Source organism: Kitasatospora sp. GP30, assembly GCF_029892145.1.
GTDB classification, from domain to species: domain Bacteria; phylum Actinomycetota; class Actinomycetes; order Streptomycetales; family Streptomycetaceae; genus Kitasatospora; species Kitasatospora acidiphila.
Genome location: NZ_JARZAH010000010.1, coordinates 113378 through 128678 on the forward strand (window position 1 = coordinate 113378; position 15301 = coordinate 128678).

General features: G+C 72.5%; 17 protein-coding genes. 7 read left to right on the forward strand and 10 right to left on the reverse strand.

Annotated elements, in window-relative coordinates:
* Window positions 1-5: 5 nt before the first annotated feature.
* Window positions 6-1376, reverse strand: coding sequence for a serine hydrolase domain-containing protein (locus tag P3T35_RS17590; RefSeq protein ID WP_101380559.1), 1371 nt, complete (start codon window positions 1374-1376; stop codon window positions 6-8).
* Between the two features lie 105 nt (window positions 1377-1481).
* On the opposite strand from P3T35_RS17590, the gene P3T35_RS17595 reads away from it, so the two are divergent.
* The 3 genes from P3T35_RS17595 (at window position 1482) to P3T35_RS17605 (ending at window position 3482) form a co-directional block, all read left to right on the forward strand.
* On the forward strand, window positions 1482-2156 hold the full coding sequence (locus tag P3T35_RS17595; RefSeq protein WP_101380560.1) for a TetR/AcrR family transcriptional regulator: 675 nt from the start codon (window positions 1482-1484) through the stop codon (window positions 2154-2156).
* Window positions 2157-2209: 53 nt separating this feature from the next.
* A complete protein-coding gene (locus tag P3T35_RS17600) occupies window positions 2210-3037 on the forward strand; it encodes a patatin-like phospholipase family protein (protein ID WP_143676815.1) in 828 nt (275 codons plus the stop codon).
* A 106-nt stretch (window positions 3038-3143) separates the two neighbouring features.
* A complete protein-coding gene (locus tag P3T35_RS17605) occupies window positions 3144-3482 on the forward strand; it encodes a DoxX family protein (protein WP_101380562.1) in 339 nt (112 codons plus the stop codon).
* A 16-nt stretch (window positions 3483-3498) separates the two neighbouring features.
* Here the strand turns inward: P3T35_RS17605 and P3T35_RS17610 are convergent, their stop codons facing one another.
* The 5 genes from P3T35_RS17610 to P3T35_RS17630 all read right to left on the reverse strand — a co-directional run bounded on the left by P3T35_RS17610 (window position 3499) and on the right by P3T35_RS17630 (window position 7616).
* On the reverse strand, window positions 3499-3927 hold the full coding sequence (locus P3T35_RS17610; protein WP_101380563.1) for a protein-tyrosine phosphatase family protein: 429 nt from the start codon (window positions 3925-3927) through the stop codon (window positions 3499-3501).
* A gap of 152 nt (window positions 3928-4079) precedes the next feature.
* Window positions 4080-4856, reverse strand: coding sequence for a MerR family transcriptional regulator (locus P3T35_RS17615; protein WP_101380564.1), 777 nt, complete (start codon window positions 4854-4856; stop codon window positions 4080-4082).
* A gap of 47 nt (window positions 4857-4903) precedes the next feature.
* Window positions 4904-5683 carry an ABC transporter permease gene (locus tag P3T35_RS17620; RefSeq protein ID WP_101380565.1) on the reverse strand — a complete coding sequence of 260 codons (780 nt, stop codon included), beginning with the start codon at window positions 5681-5683 and terminating at the stop codon, window positions 4904-4906.
* 40 nt (window positions 5684-5723) lie between these two features.
* Window positions 5724-6662 carry an ATP-binding cassette domain-containing protein gene (locus P3T35_RS17625; protein WP_101380566.1) on the reverse strand — a complete coding sequence of 313 codons (939 nt, stop codon included), beginning with the start codon at window positions 6660-6662 and terminating at the stop codon, window positions 5724-5726.
* Between the two features lie 69 nt (window positions 6663-6731).
* Window positions 6732-7616, reverse strand: coding sequence for an alpha/beta hydrolase (locus tag P3T35_RS17630; RefSeq protein WP_101380567.1), 885 nt, complete (start codon window positions 7614-7616; stop codon window positions 6732-6734).
* Window positions 7617-7667: 51 nt separating this feature from the next.
* On the opposite strand from P3T35_RS17630, the gene P3T35_RS17635 reads away from it, so the two are divergent.
* Window positions 7668-8270: a TetR/AcrR family transcriptional regulator gene (locus tag P3T35_RS17635; protein ID WP_101380568.1), complete on the forward strand. Its 603-nt coding sequence runs from the start codon at window positions 7668-7670 to the stop codon at window positions 8268-8270.
* Between the two features lie 42 nt (window positions 8271-8312).
* Here P3T35_RS17635 and P3T35_RS17640 read toward each other — a convergent pair whose 3' ends face one another.
* Window positions 8313-9410 (reverse strand): MerR family transcriptional regulator, encoded by a 1098-nt coding sequence (locus P3T35_RS17640; protein ID WP_218976795.1) that lies wholly within the window; start codon window positions 9408-9410, stop codon window positions 8313-8315.
* 120 nt (window positions 9411-9530) lie between these two features.
* Here P3T35_RS17640 and P3T35_RS17645 point away from each other — a divergent pair, with 120 nt between their 5' ends.
* The gene (locus P3T35_RS17645; RefSeq protein WP_101380570.1) at window positions 9531-10229 is read left to right on the forward strand and encodes an N-acyl homoserine lactonase family protein; all 699 of its coding nucleotides are present in this window, start codon (window positions 9531-9533) and stop codon (window positions 10227-10229) included.
* Between the two features lie 197 nt (window positions 10230-10426).
* On the opposite strand, the gene P3T35_RS17650 is transcribed toward P3T35_RS17645, so the two are convergent.
* Window positions 10427-10978 (reverse strand): sugar O-acetyltransferase, encoded by a 552-nt coding sequence (locus tag P3T35_RS17650; protein ID WP_101380571.1) that lies wholly within the window; start codon window positions 10976-10978, stop codon window positions 10427-10429.
* Window positions 10979-10996: 18 nt separating this feature from the next.
* Window positions 10997-12136, reverse strand: a complete 1140-nt coding sequence (locus P3T35_RS17655) for a hypothetical protein (protein ID WP_101380572.1) — start codon at window positions 12134-12136, stop codon at window positions 10997-10999.
* Window positions 12137-12255: 119 nt separating this feature from the next.
* Between P3T35_RS17655 and P3T35_RS17660 the strand changes: the two genes are divergently transcribed.
* Window positions 12256-12651: a VOC family protein gene (locus P3T35_RS17660; RefSeq protein ID WP_101380573.1), complete on the forward strand. Its 396-nt coding sequence runs from the start codon at window positions 12256-12258 to the stop codon at window positions 12649-12651.
* A gap of 40 nt (window positions 12652-12691) precedes the next feature.
* Here P3T35_RS17660 and hisC read toward each other — a convergent pair whose 3' ends face one another.
* Window positions 12692-13771: a histidinol-phosphate transaminase gene (gene hisC / locus P3T35_RS17665; RefSeq protein WP_101380574.1), complete on the reverse strand. Its 1080-nt coding sequence runs from the start codon at window positions 13769-13771 to the stop codon at window positions 12692-12694.
* A gap of 350 nt (window positions 13772-14121) precedes the next feature.
* On the opposite strand from hisC, the gene P3T35_RS17670 reads away from it, so the two are divergent.
* Entirely contained in the window at window positions 14122-15279 is a 1158-nt protein-coding gene (locus tag P3T35_RS17670) for a LacI family DNA-binding transcriptional regulator (protein ID WP_101380575.1), read from the forward strand.
* The last annotated feature ends 22 nt before the right edge of the window (window positions 15280-15301 follow it).

Sequence of the window (15301 nt, forward strand, 5' to 3'; positions counted from 1 at the left end):
CGGGTTCAGGCGCTGCGGGTGAAGAGCCGCCCGGCCAGGTCCACCCCGGTCACCGCACCCCCCGCGTCCCGGCTGAAGTAGCCGCGCTGCCCCGTCAGCCCGCCCTCGGTGATGACGTACTCGTCGCCGTCCTCGGCCAGGAACCCGAAGGCGGCCGGCTCGTAGTCCGCCGGCATCTCCTCGTCGGCCGCCGCCCGGATCTCCGGCTTGATCCCGACCGCCAGGGTGAGCCCGCTGCCGTCGGTGGCGACGTCCACGACCATCGCATCGTTCTCGTAGCGGCCCGCCACCTCGCGGGCCTTCGCCTCGTCGTGGGCAACCGGCTCCGGCTGCTCCTCGACCAGGCCGAGGTAGTGCTCCAGCGCCCAGGCGACCACGCGCTGGTTGGCGTTGTAGCCGTCCGGGCCGACGTTGGCCAGCGAGACCACCGCGAAGTTCCGCTCCGGCACGATCAGCAGCTCGGTGAACTGGCCGTTGCCCGAACCTCCGTGCCCGATGGTCCGCGCACCGCCCACCTCGCGCAGGAACCAGCAGATCCCAATGCCGTCCCCGAAGCTGCTGGCGCGCAGCTCCACGGTCTGCTCCCGCATGCCGCGCAGCAGCTCGGCGGGCAGCACGCCGTCGCCCGTGCCGAGGTGGAACCGGGCCCAGCGCAGCAGGTCGCTCACCGAGGAGACCAGGCCGCCGCCCGGGTTGTTGGCGCGGTCGTCGGAGCGGAACGCCCGCCAGGGGGTGGCCGGTCGCAACTCCCCGTCCTCGCCGCGGTTGTGGCCGACGGCGAACCGCCGAACCATGATGTCGTCCGTGTCGAAGAAGCTGTTCCGCAGCCCGACCGGCTCCAACACCAGCTCCGCCACGGCCTTCTCGAACGGCAGCCCGGTGACCTTCTCGATCACCAACCCGAGCAGGTTGTAGCCGGCCTGGCTGTAGGACGCCCGGGCTCCCGGCTCGGCGATCAGCGGCAGCTCGGCCATCGCCGCCACGAAGGACGCCAGCGACCCGTCCCCCGCCGCGGCGCCGACCAGGTTCCAGTCGAGACCGGCGGTGTGGTTGAGCAGGGTGAGCACGGTGATCCGCTCGGCGGCCGTCTCGTCGGCGAGCCGCAGTTCGGGCACGTAGCGGCGCACCGGCGCGTCCAGCTCCACCCGGCCCTGGGCGACCAGCCGCATCACCGCGGTGGCGGTGACGGTCTTGGACACCGAGGCCAGCGGGTACAGCGTGTCGGCGGTCACCGGCAGCGGGTTGTCCACGCTGGTCACGCCGTGGGCGGCGGTGAGCTCCTGCCCGTCCGTCAGGATGCCGACGGAGAGGCCGGGCACGCCGAACTCCTCGGCCGTGGCGGCAACGAAGGCGGCGAGCTGCTCGTGCTGGTTCATGTCTTCCCCCTTGAGAACTTGAACTAAGTACGAGAAGAAGGTAGCCCGCCAGTTGAACTAAGTGCAAGACCTTCGCCTGAACTAAGTTCAACTAGACTGCGTGCCATGCCCCGCAACACGCTGACCGCCGACCAGATCGTCCGCGCCGCCATCGAACTCCTCGACCGGGAAGGCCTGGACGGGCTCAACATGCGCAGCCTCGGCAGCCGCCTCGGCGCGGCCGCCACCGCCATCTACTGGCACATCAAGACCAAGGACGAACTGGTCCGGCTCGCCGCCGACACGGTCTGGGACGAGGTGCGACTGCCCGATCTCGCCGCCACCGACTGGCGCACCGCCGCCACCGCGATGGCGACCAGCCTGCACGAGATGCTGGGCCGCCACCCCTGGCTCAGCCAGGCCTTCGGGAGCCACCTGATGTACGGCCCGGCCATGGCCCGCCACGACGACCACACCCTCGCCCTCTACGAGCAGGCCGGCTTCGCCCCCGCCGACGCGGACCGGGCCGCCGCCACCGTCCTCCTCTACGTCCTGGGCAACGCGCTCGGCCCCGCCGCCGACGTCTCCCTCACCCGCCGCCTCAACCGCGCCGGCGAGGACGCCGAGCAGCGTATGGCCGAAGCCGTCGCCCGCAGCACCGAGATCGCCCGCGACCTCCCGCGCCTGCGCGAGCGGATCGACACCGCCGCCGCCACCGACTACGCGGCAGCCCCCGACGGCGCCTTCGAGTTCGGACTGCAGGTGATCCTCGACGGATTGGCGGCACGTCTGAGCAGGTAACGCATATGATGATCAAGTCGCTTCGCATGCACGATAGTTGACGGGGGATGATCATGAACACCATCGACCGCGCCCTGGTGCTGGGCCCTGGGGGTCAGGTCGGTACCGCCTGGACGGCCGGCCTGCTGGTCGGCCTGCGCCGGGCGGGCGTGGACCTGGCGGAGGCCGACCTGGTCGTGGCGACCTCGGCCGGTGCGATCGTGGCCGGGATGCTGTGCGCCGGGCAGGACTTGGAGGTGTTCGACACGCCCCCGAGCGGGTCCGGGCCGCAGGGGCGGCTGGACGGCAGCCGGCTCGGCGAGGTGTTCGCGGTGCTCGGCACCCCGGGGCAGGAGCCGGGCGAGGCGCGGCGCCGAGTGGGTGCCATCGCTCTCGCCACCGCCGACCCCGAGTTGGAGCAGGCCCTGATCGCCGGGCGCCGCGCGCTGATCGGCACCGACGACTGGCCCGAGCGGCGGCTGCTGATCCCCGCCGTGGCGGCCGAGGACGGCGAACCGGTGGTGTGGGACCGCGACTCCGGTGTGCCGCTGTCCCAAGCGGTCGCGGCCAGCAGTGCGTTCCCGGGCACGGCGCCGCCGGTCACCGTCAACGGCAGGCGGTACCTGGACGGCGCGCTGCGGGCCGGCAGCAACGCCGACCTCGCGGCCGGCGCCCGGCGGCTGGTCGCGATCGAGCCGATGGCCCATCAGTACCCGCAGCGCGCCGCCGAGACCGACACCGAGCTGAGCATCGGACCCGACGAGGAGTCGGTGCGTGCCTTCGGCGCCAACCCGATGGACCCGGCCGCCCAAGTCCCCGCCTACCGCGCAGGCCTGCGCCAGGCCGATGAGGTCGCCGAACGGGTGCGCACTGCCTGGGAGTTGGCTTCTCTCACGGACTGACGAAAAAAACTTCTCCTCGTTCTGTCACATTCCCGCGCGGCCCGGGGTCATCTCAGCGAAGCCGCACGGAAGCACCACACCGAACAAAGCGAACGAGGAGAACCCGATGTCCACCACCTACACCGTCGTCACCGTCCTGGCCGCCGTCATGGCCGGCTTCTCCGGCGGATCCATCGTCGCCCGCGCCAAGTTCGTCGTCGAGCCGCTCACCCAGTACGGCGTCCCGCGCTCGTGGTGGCCGTTCCTCGGCGCCGCCAAGGTCGCGGGCGCCGTGGGTCTGCTGGTCGGCCTGGCCGTGCCGGTCATCGGCACCCTGGCCGGCATCGGCCTGGTGCTGTACTTCCTCGGCGCCGCCATCACCTGCGCCCGGGCCCGCGCCTACGGCCACATCCCGTTCCCGCTGGTCTACCTGGCCCCCGCGCTCGCCTCGCTGCTGCTGGCCTGACCCGCTCAGCGGAATCTCAGTGGAAGCGCGCCACATAGCGGCCCTGCGCGGGCGTCTCCACCGCCTCCGGGGAGTAGTGCTCCCGCACATAGGCCACTGCCTCGCCGTTCGGCACCCCGTCCAGCACGGCGAGGCAGGCCAGCGCCGTCCCGGTCCGCCCCTTCCCTGCTGCGCAGGCCAGCTCGACCCGCTCCTCCCCGAGCCGGTGCCACACCTCGCGCAGGACGGCCGCGACCTCAGCGTTGTCAGCCGGCACCCCGAAGTCCGGCCAGCGCAGCCAGTCCGACTCCCACTCCGCGGCAGGCGGTCGGTTGTCCAGCAGGTAGAGCCCGAACGTCGGCAACTGCCCCACCGGCAACGGATTCAGCAGCCCCCTGCCGCGCACCAGCCGCCCCGACGGCAGTCGCAGCAGACCTGCGGTCCCAGGCTCCCAGGTGGTCGTCATCCCGCGAGCATAAACGGCCCCCGGTTCACAGCAGCGGTCTGACCGGGTCGGCCCACTCGCCGTCCGCACGGATGTCCTGGCCACCCGGCCGACACTGCTCGCTCAAACGGCCGAGGCCCGCGAGGTTTCACGTGAAACATCGCAGGCCACCGTCACTCACCGCCGGACGCCGCCGCCTGGACGCGGTGGACGCGGTGGGCGATGAGTTCGTTCAGGCGGATCCAGGCCGGGGAGTAGTCGTTCACATGGGCGGAGAGGAGCGACTGCTCGTCGGCGGAGAGGACCTGACGGTCGGAGAGCTCCGCGAGGTCCGCGCCCGCATCCTGGACCTGCTGGACGAAGCGGCCGGCCATGGCGTCGGCGAGTTGCTCCAGACGGGGGTCGGCCGGGTCCCAGTCGTAGGCCTGGTCGTAGGCGAGGTAGGACTGCCGGTAGTCCGGGTCGGTCAGGTCGGCGCGCTTCAGCGCGATCCACTCCAGCGCCTTCTCCGGGTAGTTGGCGGCGAGCATGATCCAGCCGTCCCGCTCCATCGCCAGCCCCCGGTCGCTGACCCCGAGGGCCCGCAGCTCCGCCAGGTAGTCGGCGATCTCGGGCGGGAGGAAGAGCTGCTCGCCGGCCGTGAGGTGGGCGACCCGGCGGCGGCGTTCCTTCAGCTCGCGGATCTGCTGGGCCAGCGCCTTGTCGATCTCCGTGACGGCCGCCGCGAACTGCTCGGGGTCGGCGGCCATCAGCTCCTGCACCCGGGTCAGCGGGACGCCCGCCTCGGCCAGGGTCTTGACGCGGATCAGGTCGATGACTGCCTGCGCGTCGTACCGCCGGTAGCCGGAGGCGTCGCGCTCGGGCTCGGCCAGCAGCCCGGTCTGGTGGTAGTGCCGCACCGCGCGCACCGTCACCCCGACGTACTCGGCAAGCCGCTTGATGGTCAGCATCGACAACCCCCTGGACCGGCGGCGGCGCCGGCTCGTGATCAAGGTCATCAGTGTGCCCGACCGCGCTTGAAGGAGCCCACGGCCCAGGTGTAGCCGGCCGCCGCGATCACGACGCACCAGGCCAGCGCGATGATCGCGTTGTGGCCGACCGGGGCGCCGGTCAGCAGGCCGCGGATGGTCTCGATGGCGGGCGTGAAGGGCTGGTACTCGGCGAACTGGCGGACCCCGACCGGCATCGACGACGCCGGAGCGAACGCGCTGCCGATGAAGGGCAGGAAGACGATCAGCATCGGCGCGTTGCTGGCCGCCTCCGGGGTCTCGGAGACCAGGCCCATCGCCACCGCCAGCCAGGTCAGCGAGACGGTCAGCGCGAGCATCAGACCGGCGGCGGCCAGCCAGTGCGCGAGGTCGGCGTGCGGGCGGAAGCCGAGCGCCACCGAGACGGCGATCACCGAGGCGGTGCTGACCACGGTGGTCAGGACGCTGTTGATGACATGGGCGGCCAGGATGGCGACCCTCGATATCGGCATGGTCCGGAACCGGTCGACGATGCCTTCGGTCATGTCGACGCAGACCGCGACCGCCGTGGCCATGCTGCCCGACGCCACCGCCGTGATGATGATGCCCGGCGCGATGTAGCTGATGTAGCCGCCGCTGTGGGAGCCGGCGAGCCCGGCTCCGAGGGTCTTGCCGAGGACGCCGACGAACAGCAGCAGCATGATCACCGGGCCGAAGACCGATCCGATCGTCATGGACGGATAGCGCAGGGTGTGCCGGAGGTTGCGGCGCAGCAGGGTGAGGGTGTCGGTGACGGTGTGGGTGCTCATCGGGAGTCCTTCGAGGGTGAGGGGTGAGTGGGGCCGGGGGTCAGCGATCGCCGGTCAGGGCCAGGAAGACGTCGTCCAGGTCCGGGGTGTGCACCGAGAGCTCCTGGGCGGCGACGCGGGCGGCGTCCAGCCGGTCGAGCACGGACCGCAGCGACTCCACGCCGCCGTCGCTGGGGATCTGCGCGGTCAGGGCGTCCTCGTCCACGGCGGTCGCCTCCAGGGCCCGGGCCGCCGTGGCCAGCGCGGCCGCGTCGGCGAACCGCAGGGTGATGTGCCCGCCCGGGATCAGCCGCTTGAGCTCGGCCGCCGTGCCCTCGGCGACGATCCGGCCGCCGTCCAGCACCGCGATCCGATCGGCCAGTTGGTCGGCCTCCTCCAGGTACTGCGTGGTGAGGAAGATGGTGACCCCGTCGGCGACCAGCTCACCCACGATCTGCCAGAGGTCGCGGCGGCTGCGCGGGTCCAGGCCGGTGGTCGGCTCGTCCAGGAAGATCACCTGCGGCGACCCGACCAGCGTCATCGCCAGGTCCAGCCGGCGCCGCATGCCACCGGAGTAGGTGGAGATCGGCTTGTCCGCGACCTCGGTGAGCGCGAAGCGTTCGAGGAGCTCGGCGGCGCGGTGGCGGCCCGGGCGGCGGCCGAGGTGGTGCAGGTCCGCCATCAGGACCAGGTTCTCCTTGGCGGTGAGCAGGTTGTCCACGGCGGAGAACTGCCCGGTGACCCCGATCGCCGCCCGGACGGCCTCGGGCGCGGCCGCCAGGTCGTGGCCGGCGATCCGGGCCTGGCCGGCGTCGGCGGGGATGAGGGTGGAGAGGATGCGGACGGTGGTGGTCTTGCCCGCGCCGTTGGGGCCCAGGAGCGCGAACACCGTGCCGGCCGGGACGGTGAGGTCGATGCCGTCGAGGACGGTCTTGGGGCCGTAGGACTTGCGGAGACCGGTGGCCGTCAGAGCGGGCTGCGGGGGCTGCGTCGTCGTCATGTCCCCATGCTCGAAGGCTGACGCAGGGTCAAGGTCAAGCCCAGACTTGGCGTCAGCCTTCGGGGGGCTTCACAGGCGGTTGCGGGAGGCGTTCGCGACGGCGCGGAGGATGCGGTCGATCGCCAGGTCCGGTTGGTCGGTCGGCAGTGCGTGACCGGCGCCGGGCACGATCTCCACCCGGGCCGAGGGCACCGACGAGCGGATGCGGTCCGCGACTTGGCCCGAGTCGTGGAGGGCGCTGCGGGCCCCGAGCAGGAACAGGGACGGCACGTCGCCGAGCCGGTGCAGTTCGTCGTCCGAGAAGACCGGGGGCACCGGGAGGGCGCGGCTGAATCCCATCGAGGCGCGCATCAGGCTCATCAGTTCGGTCTCCAGGATCGCGCTGTTGCCCACCAGGCGGGCCAGCCGGGGGCGGAGCGGGCGCGGCGCGGCGGAGGCGAGCCCGCCGGCGATCAGCCAGGCGTAGAAGCGGGGGCCGAAGGTGGCGAAGCCCGCGGGGTCGAGGAGGGTGAGGGAGGCGGTCCGTCCGGGGTGCTGGATCTGGTGGCCCAGGGCGAGCCAACCGCCGTAGGAGCAGCCGACCAGGTGAGCGGACGTCACTTCCAGTGCGGCCAGCAGTTCTTCCAGCCACGCGGCGCCGTCCCGCCCGTCCGCGATTGCGGCGGTCTGCACGCTCGCGCCCGGTTCGCCGATGGTGTCGACGGCGATCAGGGGGTGCCGCCGGCTCAGCGGGTCGATGTAGCGGTGCCACATCAGCGCGTTTCCGCCCGAGCCGGGCAGCAGCACGATGGGCTCCCCGCGCTGCGGGCCGGTTCGGTAGACGCGGGTGGTGCCGAAGGCGGTCGGGACGTCCACGGCGGTGCGCGGGCCCGGCCACAGTTCTGCCAGCGTCCGCTCGTAGGCGGTGCGGAATCGGTCCTCGGCCTTGGCGTTCTTGAACTGGCTGATTCGCATGATACATCTGTATCACGGCATGATACGGGTGTACCAGGGAGGTATCGCAGCATGACCGCGCGAGTCGAACACGAGGAACGCCGGCGCCAGATCGCCGAAGCGCTGCTGCGGATCGCCGACACCCAGGGCCTGCAGTCGGCCAGCATGCGCGCGGTCGCCGCCGAGGCCGGCGTCTCCCTCCGGCTGGTGCAGTACTACTTCACGACCAAGGAAGGCCTGCTCCTCGACGCCCTGGAGCGCCTCGGCACCCAACTCCAGGCCCGCATGGCCGAGTGGATCACCGCGGCCGGCACCCCGCCCACCCCGCGCGGCAACGTGACGGCGGTGCTGTCCTGCATCCTGCCCACGGACGCCGAGAGCCGCCGGATCACCAGGACCTACGCCGCTTACTACGCCCTGGTGTTGAACGATCCCGAGGTGCTCGCCAAGCACGGCGCCGCCCAGCCCGACCTGCTGGAGGGGTTCCTCGCCAAGCAGATCCGCGCGGCCCAGGAGGCCGGGGAGGTCGACGCGGCGAGGAACCCCGAGATGACGGCCGCCGGACTGCTGGCGATGGTCAACGGGCTGGGCTCAAGTGTGCTGGGGGGCCAGCGAGACGGGGAGGCGGCGCTGGCGATCCTGCGGCACCACCTGGAGGAGCTGTTCGGGGAATGACCTCGACCTGAGCCCGTGATCCACCCACTCGCACACGACGGTTCAGGCCACGAGAAGGCGGAGTCCGAGATCTGCCGCGTCCAGGCCGCTGAGGTCGCGGTTGCGCTCCTCCCACCGGCCCGAGGCAAGGTCCTCGCGGAGCCTGCCGACTGCCCGCTGCTCGACCTTGGGCCCGACCCTGGTCCACACGGACATCGCGCGGCGCACGTGTTCCTCCAGGTACGCCTCGGGCCGGCGCCAGTAGGCCTCGAAGAAGCCGTCAGCACAGTCCCACGGGATGGGCACCGGTTCAGCGCGGGCGCCGATCGCGTCAGCCATGCCGGCAAGCGAGGGAAATCCTGCGAGGACGCCGGCGAACTCGGGCAGGTAGTCGCGGGTGAGCCAGAACCGGTCCTGCCAGCCGGGCTCGTCGGTGTCGAACGTGAGCACCACCACGCGGCGGGCCACGCGCCGCATCTCGTGCAGCCCCGCTATCGGGTCCCCCCAGTGGTGAACGGTGGAGACGGCCATCGCGACGTCGAAGGACTGGTCCTCGAACGGCAGGCTCTCCGCGGCGGCGGCCACGCACGGCGCCGAGCCGGCAGCCCGCTGCCCCCGCATGACGGCCGATGGCTCCACCGCGGTCACGTTGCGATCAGCGGGCTCGTAGGAGCCGGTGCCGGCCCCGACGTTCAGCACCGTCTGTGCGTCCCCGAGCGCGTCCCAGATCTGCGCGGCGATCCGCGGCTCGGTGCGCCGCGTCGCCGGGTAGGCGGATCCGATGGCCTCGTACAACTGCGCGCCGAACACTTTGAGTTGTTCCTCCGGTGTCGTCCTGATCCCCATGGCCCGTGCCTCCAGTTCCCGGTCGATCGCCGCCACCATGGCGGCAGCGCGGTCGCGCTGTTCCAGCAGCAGGCCGCGCAGCCGGTGCAGGTGCGCGACCGCGTCCGTTGTCGGGTCGTCCACCAGATCCGCGATCTCGCGCAACCCGAAGCCCAGCCGCCGGTAGGCGAGAACCTCCCGCAGTCGCTCCACGTCACCCGCCGAGTAGGCCCGGTACCCGATCGCGGACCGCGCAGACGGCTGCACGAGGCCGATCTCGTCATAGTGATGCAGCGTGCGGACGCTCACGCCGGCCAGCTCGGCCACACGTCCCACGGTCAGGTGCTCTTCCACGCCGTTGACAATGCCGCATCACGCCGCGTGAGGGTCAAGCGCTGCGCTCCTGGCCCGCGTAAAGCGCTGTGCCGACGCCACGAGCCCGGCCAAGATGGCTGGATGGAGCAGAACGCGCAGGTGCGTCGACTCGACCTCGGGTACTTCGTTCGGCCGGCCGGTGAGACGGGCGGCCCGGAGCCACGGGTGGAGCCGGTGCTCGGGTATCTGGTGCGGCGTGCGGAGGGGCTGGTCCTCTTCGACACCGGGATGGGCGCCGCGGATACCGAGACCGAGGCGCACTACCGGCCGCGGCGGCGGCCGTTGGAGGCCGCGCTCGCGGGGGCGGGGGTCGAGGTCGCGGACATCGACGTGGTGGTGAACTGCCATCTGCACTTCGACCACTGCGGAGGCAACCCGCTGCTGGGCGGCAAGCCGATCCTGGTGCAGCGTGGCGAACTGGCCGAGGCTCGGCGGGGGGAGTACACGTTCGAGGAGCTGGTGGACTTCCCGGGTGTGGTCTATGAGGAGCTCGGCGGGGAGGCCGAGGTGTGGCCCGGCGTGTGGGTCATCCCGACTCCCGGGCACACGGCCGGGCATCAGTCGCTGGTGGTGCGGCAAGCGGACGGGACGGTGCTGCTGGCCGGCCAAGCGCACGACTTCGCCTCGGAGTTCGCGTCGGCCCAGCTCGCGCGGCGGGCGGCGCTGGAGGGGGTGGCGCAGCCACTGCCGAACTATCGCAGGTGGGTCGACCGGCTGATGGAGTTCGATCCCCGGCGGGTGCTGTTCGCACATGACTGCTCGGTGTGGGAGCCGTCGTGAGGGGGGCGGGCCGCAGGAGTGGGAAGTCGGTTGGGTCGACTTCCGTGCTAAGACTCCGAGTTAGGGCCGTCCAGTAGCCGGTGCCAGCGGGGCTGCTCGGTCGCCACGCAGGCCAGTGACAGCGGGGTGACCGGTACCGCCGCCCAGGCGGGCCAGAGCAGCCAGGCGCCCGGCACCGCCGGCGGCGGAGTGAATGCTCACCCCAACTCCCGTACCACCCGGGCCGGGTTGCCCACGGCCAGCACCCCGGCCGGGAGGTCGCGGGTGACCACGGACCCCGCGCCGACGACGGTGTCGGGGCCGATGGTGACGCCCGGGCAGACGATGACGCCGCCGCCGAGCCAGACGTTGTCGCCGATCGTCACCGGGAGGGCGCGCTCCCAGCCGGCGCGGCGGCGGGCGGGGTCCAGCTCGTGGGTGGGGGTGAGGAGTTGGACGTTGGGGCCGATCTGGACGTCGGCGCCCAGGGTGATCGGGGCGGCGTCGAGGAAGACGGCGCCGAAGTTGACGAACGTCCGGTCGCCGATGGTGATGTGGTAGCCGAAGTCGCAGCGGAACGGCGGGCGGATCCCGACGTCGGCGCCGAGTGAGCCGAGCAGTTCGGCCAGGATCCGGCGGCGCTCCTCGGCGGGCGGTTCCGCGTTGAAGGCCGCGCAGAGCTCGGCCCGGCGCCGGGTGTCGGCGGCCAGCTCCTCGTCGTCGGGGACGTACCAGTCGCCGGCCAGCATGCGTTCCTTGTTGACTCCCACAAGCCTTCTAACGAACCGTCAGTGCCCGGCGGTTCCGCTCGCCCGGAGCCGCTCCATCACCTCGCCGTCCTCCCGCCACCCCATGGTCACGCTCTCCGCGACCCGGCGGGCCAGCCCCTCCAGCACCGGCATCCGGGGCTCGGGGCGCAGCGGCAGCGGTGCCCAGCGGGCCCAGTGGCGGCCCCGCTGCTCGCGCCCGAAGTGCGCGGAGACGGCGTCCCGCGTCCGGTCGTCCTCGCAGTAGAACCCGACGAACGGCGCGCACTCGCCGTCGGACCCGCCCTCGACCCGCCGCTGGCCCAGCCCGAACCCGCAGCGGGGCTGCCCGGGGGCCAGCCACTCGCGGCGGCCGAGGACCACCGCCACCTCCGGACCGTCGAAGGCCTGGTACTCGATCCAGGCCACCTCCAGGCCGTCACCCAGCCGGGGCGCCAGGTCGGCGAGCGCCGCGTGGGTGCGGTCGGGCAGGCCGGCCAGCAGCTCCCGGGCCGCCTGCCGGGCGGCCGCCATGTCGGGGCCGTGGGTGAGCCAGAAGCGGGCCGCGGCGTCGTTCACCGGACTCATGCCGAGCAGATCCTCCAGGACGTTGAGGTAGTCGCGCGCCAGGGCGCGGCCCCGCTCCTCGTGGGTGCCGCCGCGGGCCGGGGTCTGGAGTGCGGCGGCGAGGTCCCGGGAGAGCTGGAGCAGCGAGACCGGGTGGTGGGCGGCGGACGGCCCGGGGCGGCCGCTCGGGGTCAGGTGGACGAGCACCGGGTCCGCGGAGCAGCCGAGCCTGGCGGGCCGGCCCTCGGCGGCCCGGATCCGCAGCTCCACCACCAGCGTGAAGCGCGGGCTGCTCACCAGCAGCGTGCCGCCCGCCCGGACCGTCGCCCCGGCCTCGGCCAGTGCGGCGGTGTCCGCCGCGAGGTCCGGTCGCCGGGCGCGGCGCAGCAGGGCGGCGAGCAGGGTGCTGCCCAGGCCGTGGGTGCCGTGCGGGTCGAGCAGGAAGGCGAGGTAGCGCTGGTGCGCGGCCTCCAGCCCGCCCTGGCCGAGCACCGCGAGGGCGGTGGAGGGTCCGTGCGGCCAGCGTCCGCCGGCCCGCAGCGCGGCCAGCTCGGCGGTCCGCCGCTCCCAGGCGGCCGCACCCGTCGCCGCCGTGTCCGCTCCCACCCCGGTCATGCCGCCGACTCTACGCCCCGGGCGGCGGACATGATCAACTGTGTCGAGTACGTGAGACCAGTACCCGAGACAGTACGTGTGACCTGACGAACCGTCGACTGCCAGGCCAGGAGGCCGATATGACGTCCCGCGTCCGCAGCATCACCTTCGACTGCCACGACCCGTTCGAGCTCGGTGCCTTCTGGTCCGCCGTGACGGGGCGGCCGATGCACAACGACGGCACCGAGGAGCAGCCGGAGGTGATGGTGGCGGCTCCGGAGGGTTCGCCGCTGCCGAACCTGCTGTTCATCCCGGTGCCCGAGGGCAAGAGCGTGAAGAACCGGGTGCACCTGGACCTGGAGCCCGGCGACCGCACCCGGGACGAGGAGGTGGACCGGCTGCTCGGCCTGGGCGCCACCCTGCTGGCCGACCACCGCCGGCCCGACGGCCTCGGCTGGGCGCTGCTCGGCGACCCGGAGGGCAATGAGTTCTGTGTGGAGCGCAGCTCGATCGAGCGCGCGGCCGCCCGGCAGTGAGCGCCCGGGGTGCCCGGCGGGCGGGCACCCCGGACCCGGATCAGAGCTCGGCGCGGAAGGCCTGCGCCACCGACAGGAAGATGTCGTTGGCGGCCGTCTCGCCGATGGTGACGCGGACTCCCTCGCCGGGGAACGGTCGGACGATCACACCGGCCGCCGCGGCCGCCGCCGCGAAGTCCATGGTCCGGTCGCCGAGCCGCAGCCAGACGAAGTTGGCCTGCGAGTCGGCGAGCGTCCAGCCCTGCTCGGCCAGCGCGGCGGCGACCCGGGTGCGCTCCTCGACCAGCGCCGCCACCCGGACCAGCAGCGCGTCCTCGGCGTGCAGCGAGGCGACCGCCGCGTCCTGGGCGAGCTGGCTGACGCCGAACGGGACGGCGGTCTTGCGCAGCGCGGTGGCCACCGGCTCGTGGGCGATCGCGAAGCCGACCCGCAGGCCGGCCAGGCCGTAGGCCTTGGAGAAGGTGCGCAGCACGCAGACGTTCGGGCGGTCGCGGTAGAGCCCGATGCCGTCCGGCACCTGCTCGTCGCGGAGGAACTCGCGGTAGGCCTCGTCCACCACGACCAGGATGTCGCTCGGCACGGCGTCCAGGAACCGCTCCAGCTCGGCGCGGCGGATGGCGACGCCGGTCGGGTTGTTCGGGTTGCAGACGAAGACCAGCCGGGTGTGCGGGGTGATCGCGGCCAGCATCGCGTCCAGGTCGTGCGCCTCGTCGGCGGTGAGCGGCACCTGGACCGGGGTGGCGCCGGCGACCTGGGTGATGATCGGGTAGGCCTCGAAGGAGCGCCAGGCGAAGATCACCTCGTCGCCCGGGCCGGCGGTGGACAGCACCAGCGACTGGGCCACCGAGACCGAGCCGGTGCCGAGCGCGATGTGCTCGGCGGGCACGTCGAACCGCTTGGCCAGCTCCTCGGTGAGCTCGGTGGCGGCCATGTCCGGGTAGCGGTTGATGGCGCCGGCGGCGGCGACGGCGGCCTCCAGGACGCCGGGCAGCGGCTCGTAGGGGTTCTCGTTGGAGGAGAGCTTGAACGCGTCAGCACCGGCCGGCTTGCCGGGCTTGTAGCTGGGAATGCCGTCGAGGCTCGGCCTCAGGCGCGGGCCCTGGTCTGCCGTACCGCTCACGATGGTGCTCCTTCACTCTCTGGGAACGCCCGGTAGGGCGTGCACCAAGGCTGCGTGCGCGCCCCGGCGCTCAATTGCGCGCCGGTGGCACACGCGGCGTTCGGTCCCCGGTCGGGTGCTCAGAACGATACCGAGCACGCTCACCCGTCAGAGTGAGATGTCCGGCCGGAGCACCGCCCCAGATCAGCCATTGTCGCTCGTTCCAATGGCACATGTCAGAGGTATTCGGCCTAAATCAGACCATCGATCCAAGGGGTCGAATGCGTCGGCAGCGAGGAGAAACGGTTCTTCCGAGGCCGCGGCACAGGTGGTTCAACCAATGCCTGACGCACCATACGATCGGTGGCGCCATGACAGCAGCAGCCAACCAGAGCGGTCGGCGGGCCACCACCTCACGACGTCTGGAACGGGCCGGCATCCGGGATGTGGCAGCAGCCGCCGGAGTGTCGATCACCACCGTCTCCGACGCGCTGAACGGGAAGGGCCGCCTGCCCGACGAAACCCGCAGCCGGGTGCGCGAGGTCGCCGAGCGCCTCGGCTACCGGCCGTCCGCCGCCGCCCGGACGCTGCGCACCGGCCGCTCCGGGCTGATCGGACTGACCGTCACCACCTACGGCGAGGAGCCGTTCACCTTCACCGAGTTCGCCTACTTCGCCGAGATGGCCAGGGCCGCCACCAGCGCCGCGCTCGGCCGCGGCTACGCCCTGGTGGTGCTGCCCGCCTCCTCCCGGCACGACGTGTGGAGCAACGTGGCCCTGGACGGCACCGTGGTGATCGACCCGGCCGACCAGGACCCGCTGGTCAGCGAGCTCTACCGGTCCGGCGTGCCGGTGGTGAGCGACGGCAAGCCGGGCAACTGCCCGGTCACCGCCTGGGTGGACAACGACCACGAGGCCGCGGTGCTGGAGATCCTGGACCACCTCAGCGAGGCCGGCGCCCGCCGGATCGGCCTGCTCACCGGCACCAGCACCGACACCTACACCCGACTCAGTACCGAGGCCTATCTGGCGTGGTGCGCCCACGTCGGCCAGGAGCCGGTCTACGAGGCCTACCCGGCGCACGACCCGGCCGCCGGGGCGGTGGCGGCCGACCGGCTGCTGGCCCGCCCGGACCGGCCGGACGCGGTCTACGGCCTCTTCGACCCGAACGGCACCGACCTGCTGGCCGCCGCCCGCCGCTACGGCCTGCGGGTGCCGGACGACCTGCTGCTGGTCTGCTGCAGCGAGAGCGACGTCTACGCAGGCACCGAGCCGCCGATCACCACCCTCTCGCTCAAGCCGCGCCGGATCGGCACCACCGTGGTCAACCTGTTGATCGACGCGATCGAGGGGGTCGACTCCGGTACCGGAGTGGACGTCTCGCGGCTCTTCCAGCCCCGCTACCGGACCGCCGGCAGCGGTCCGCCACCGGGCACGCTGATGCCGACCGAGCTGATCGTGCGGGCCTCCTCGCAGCGCCGCAGCCCCCGAACCACCGTCAGCGCTCCACGCGCCCCCGGCGAGGTCTGACACCGCGCGGGGCCGTTCGCAG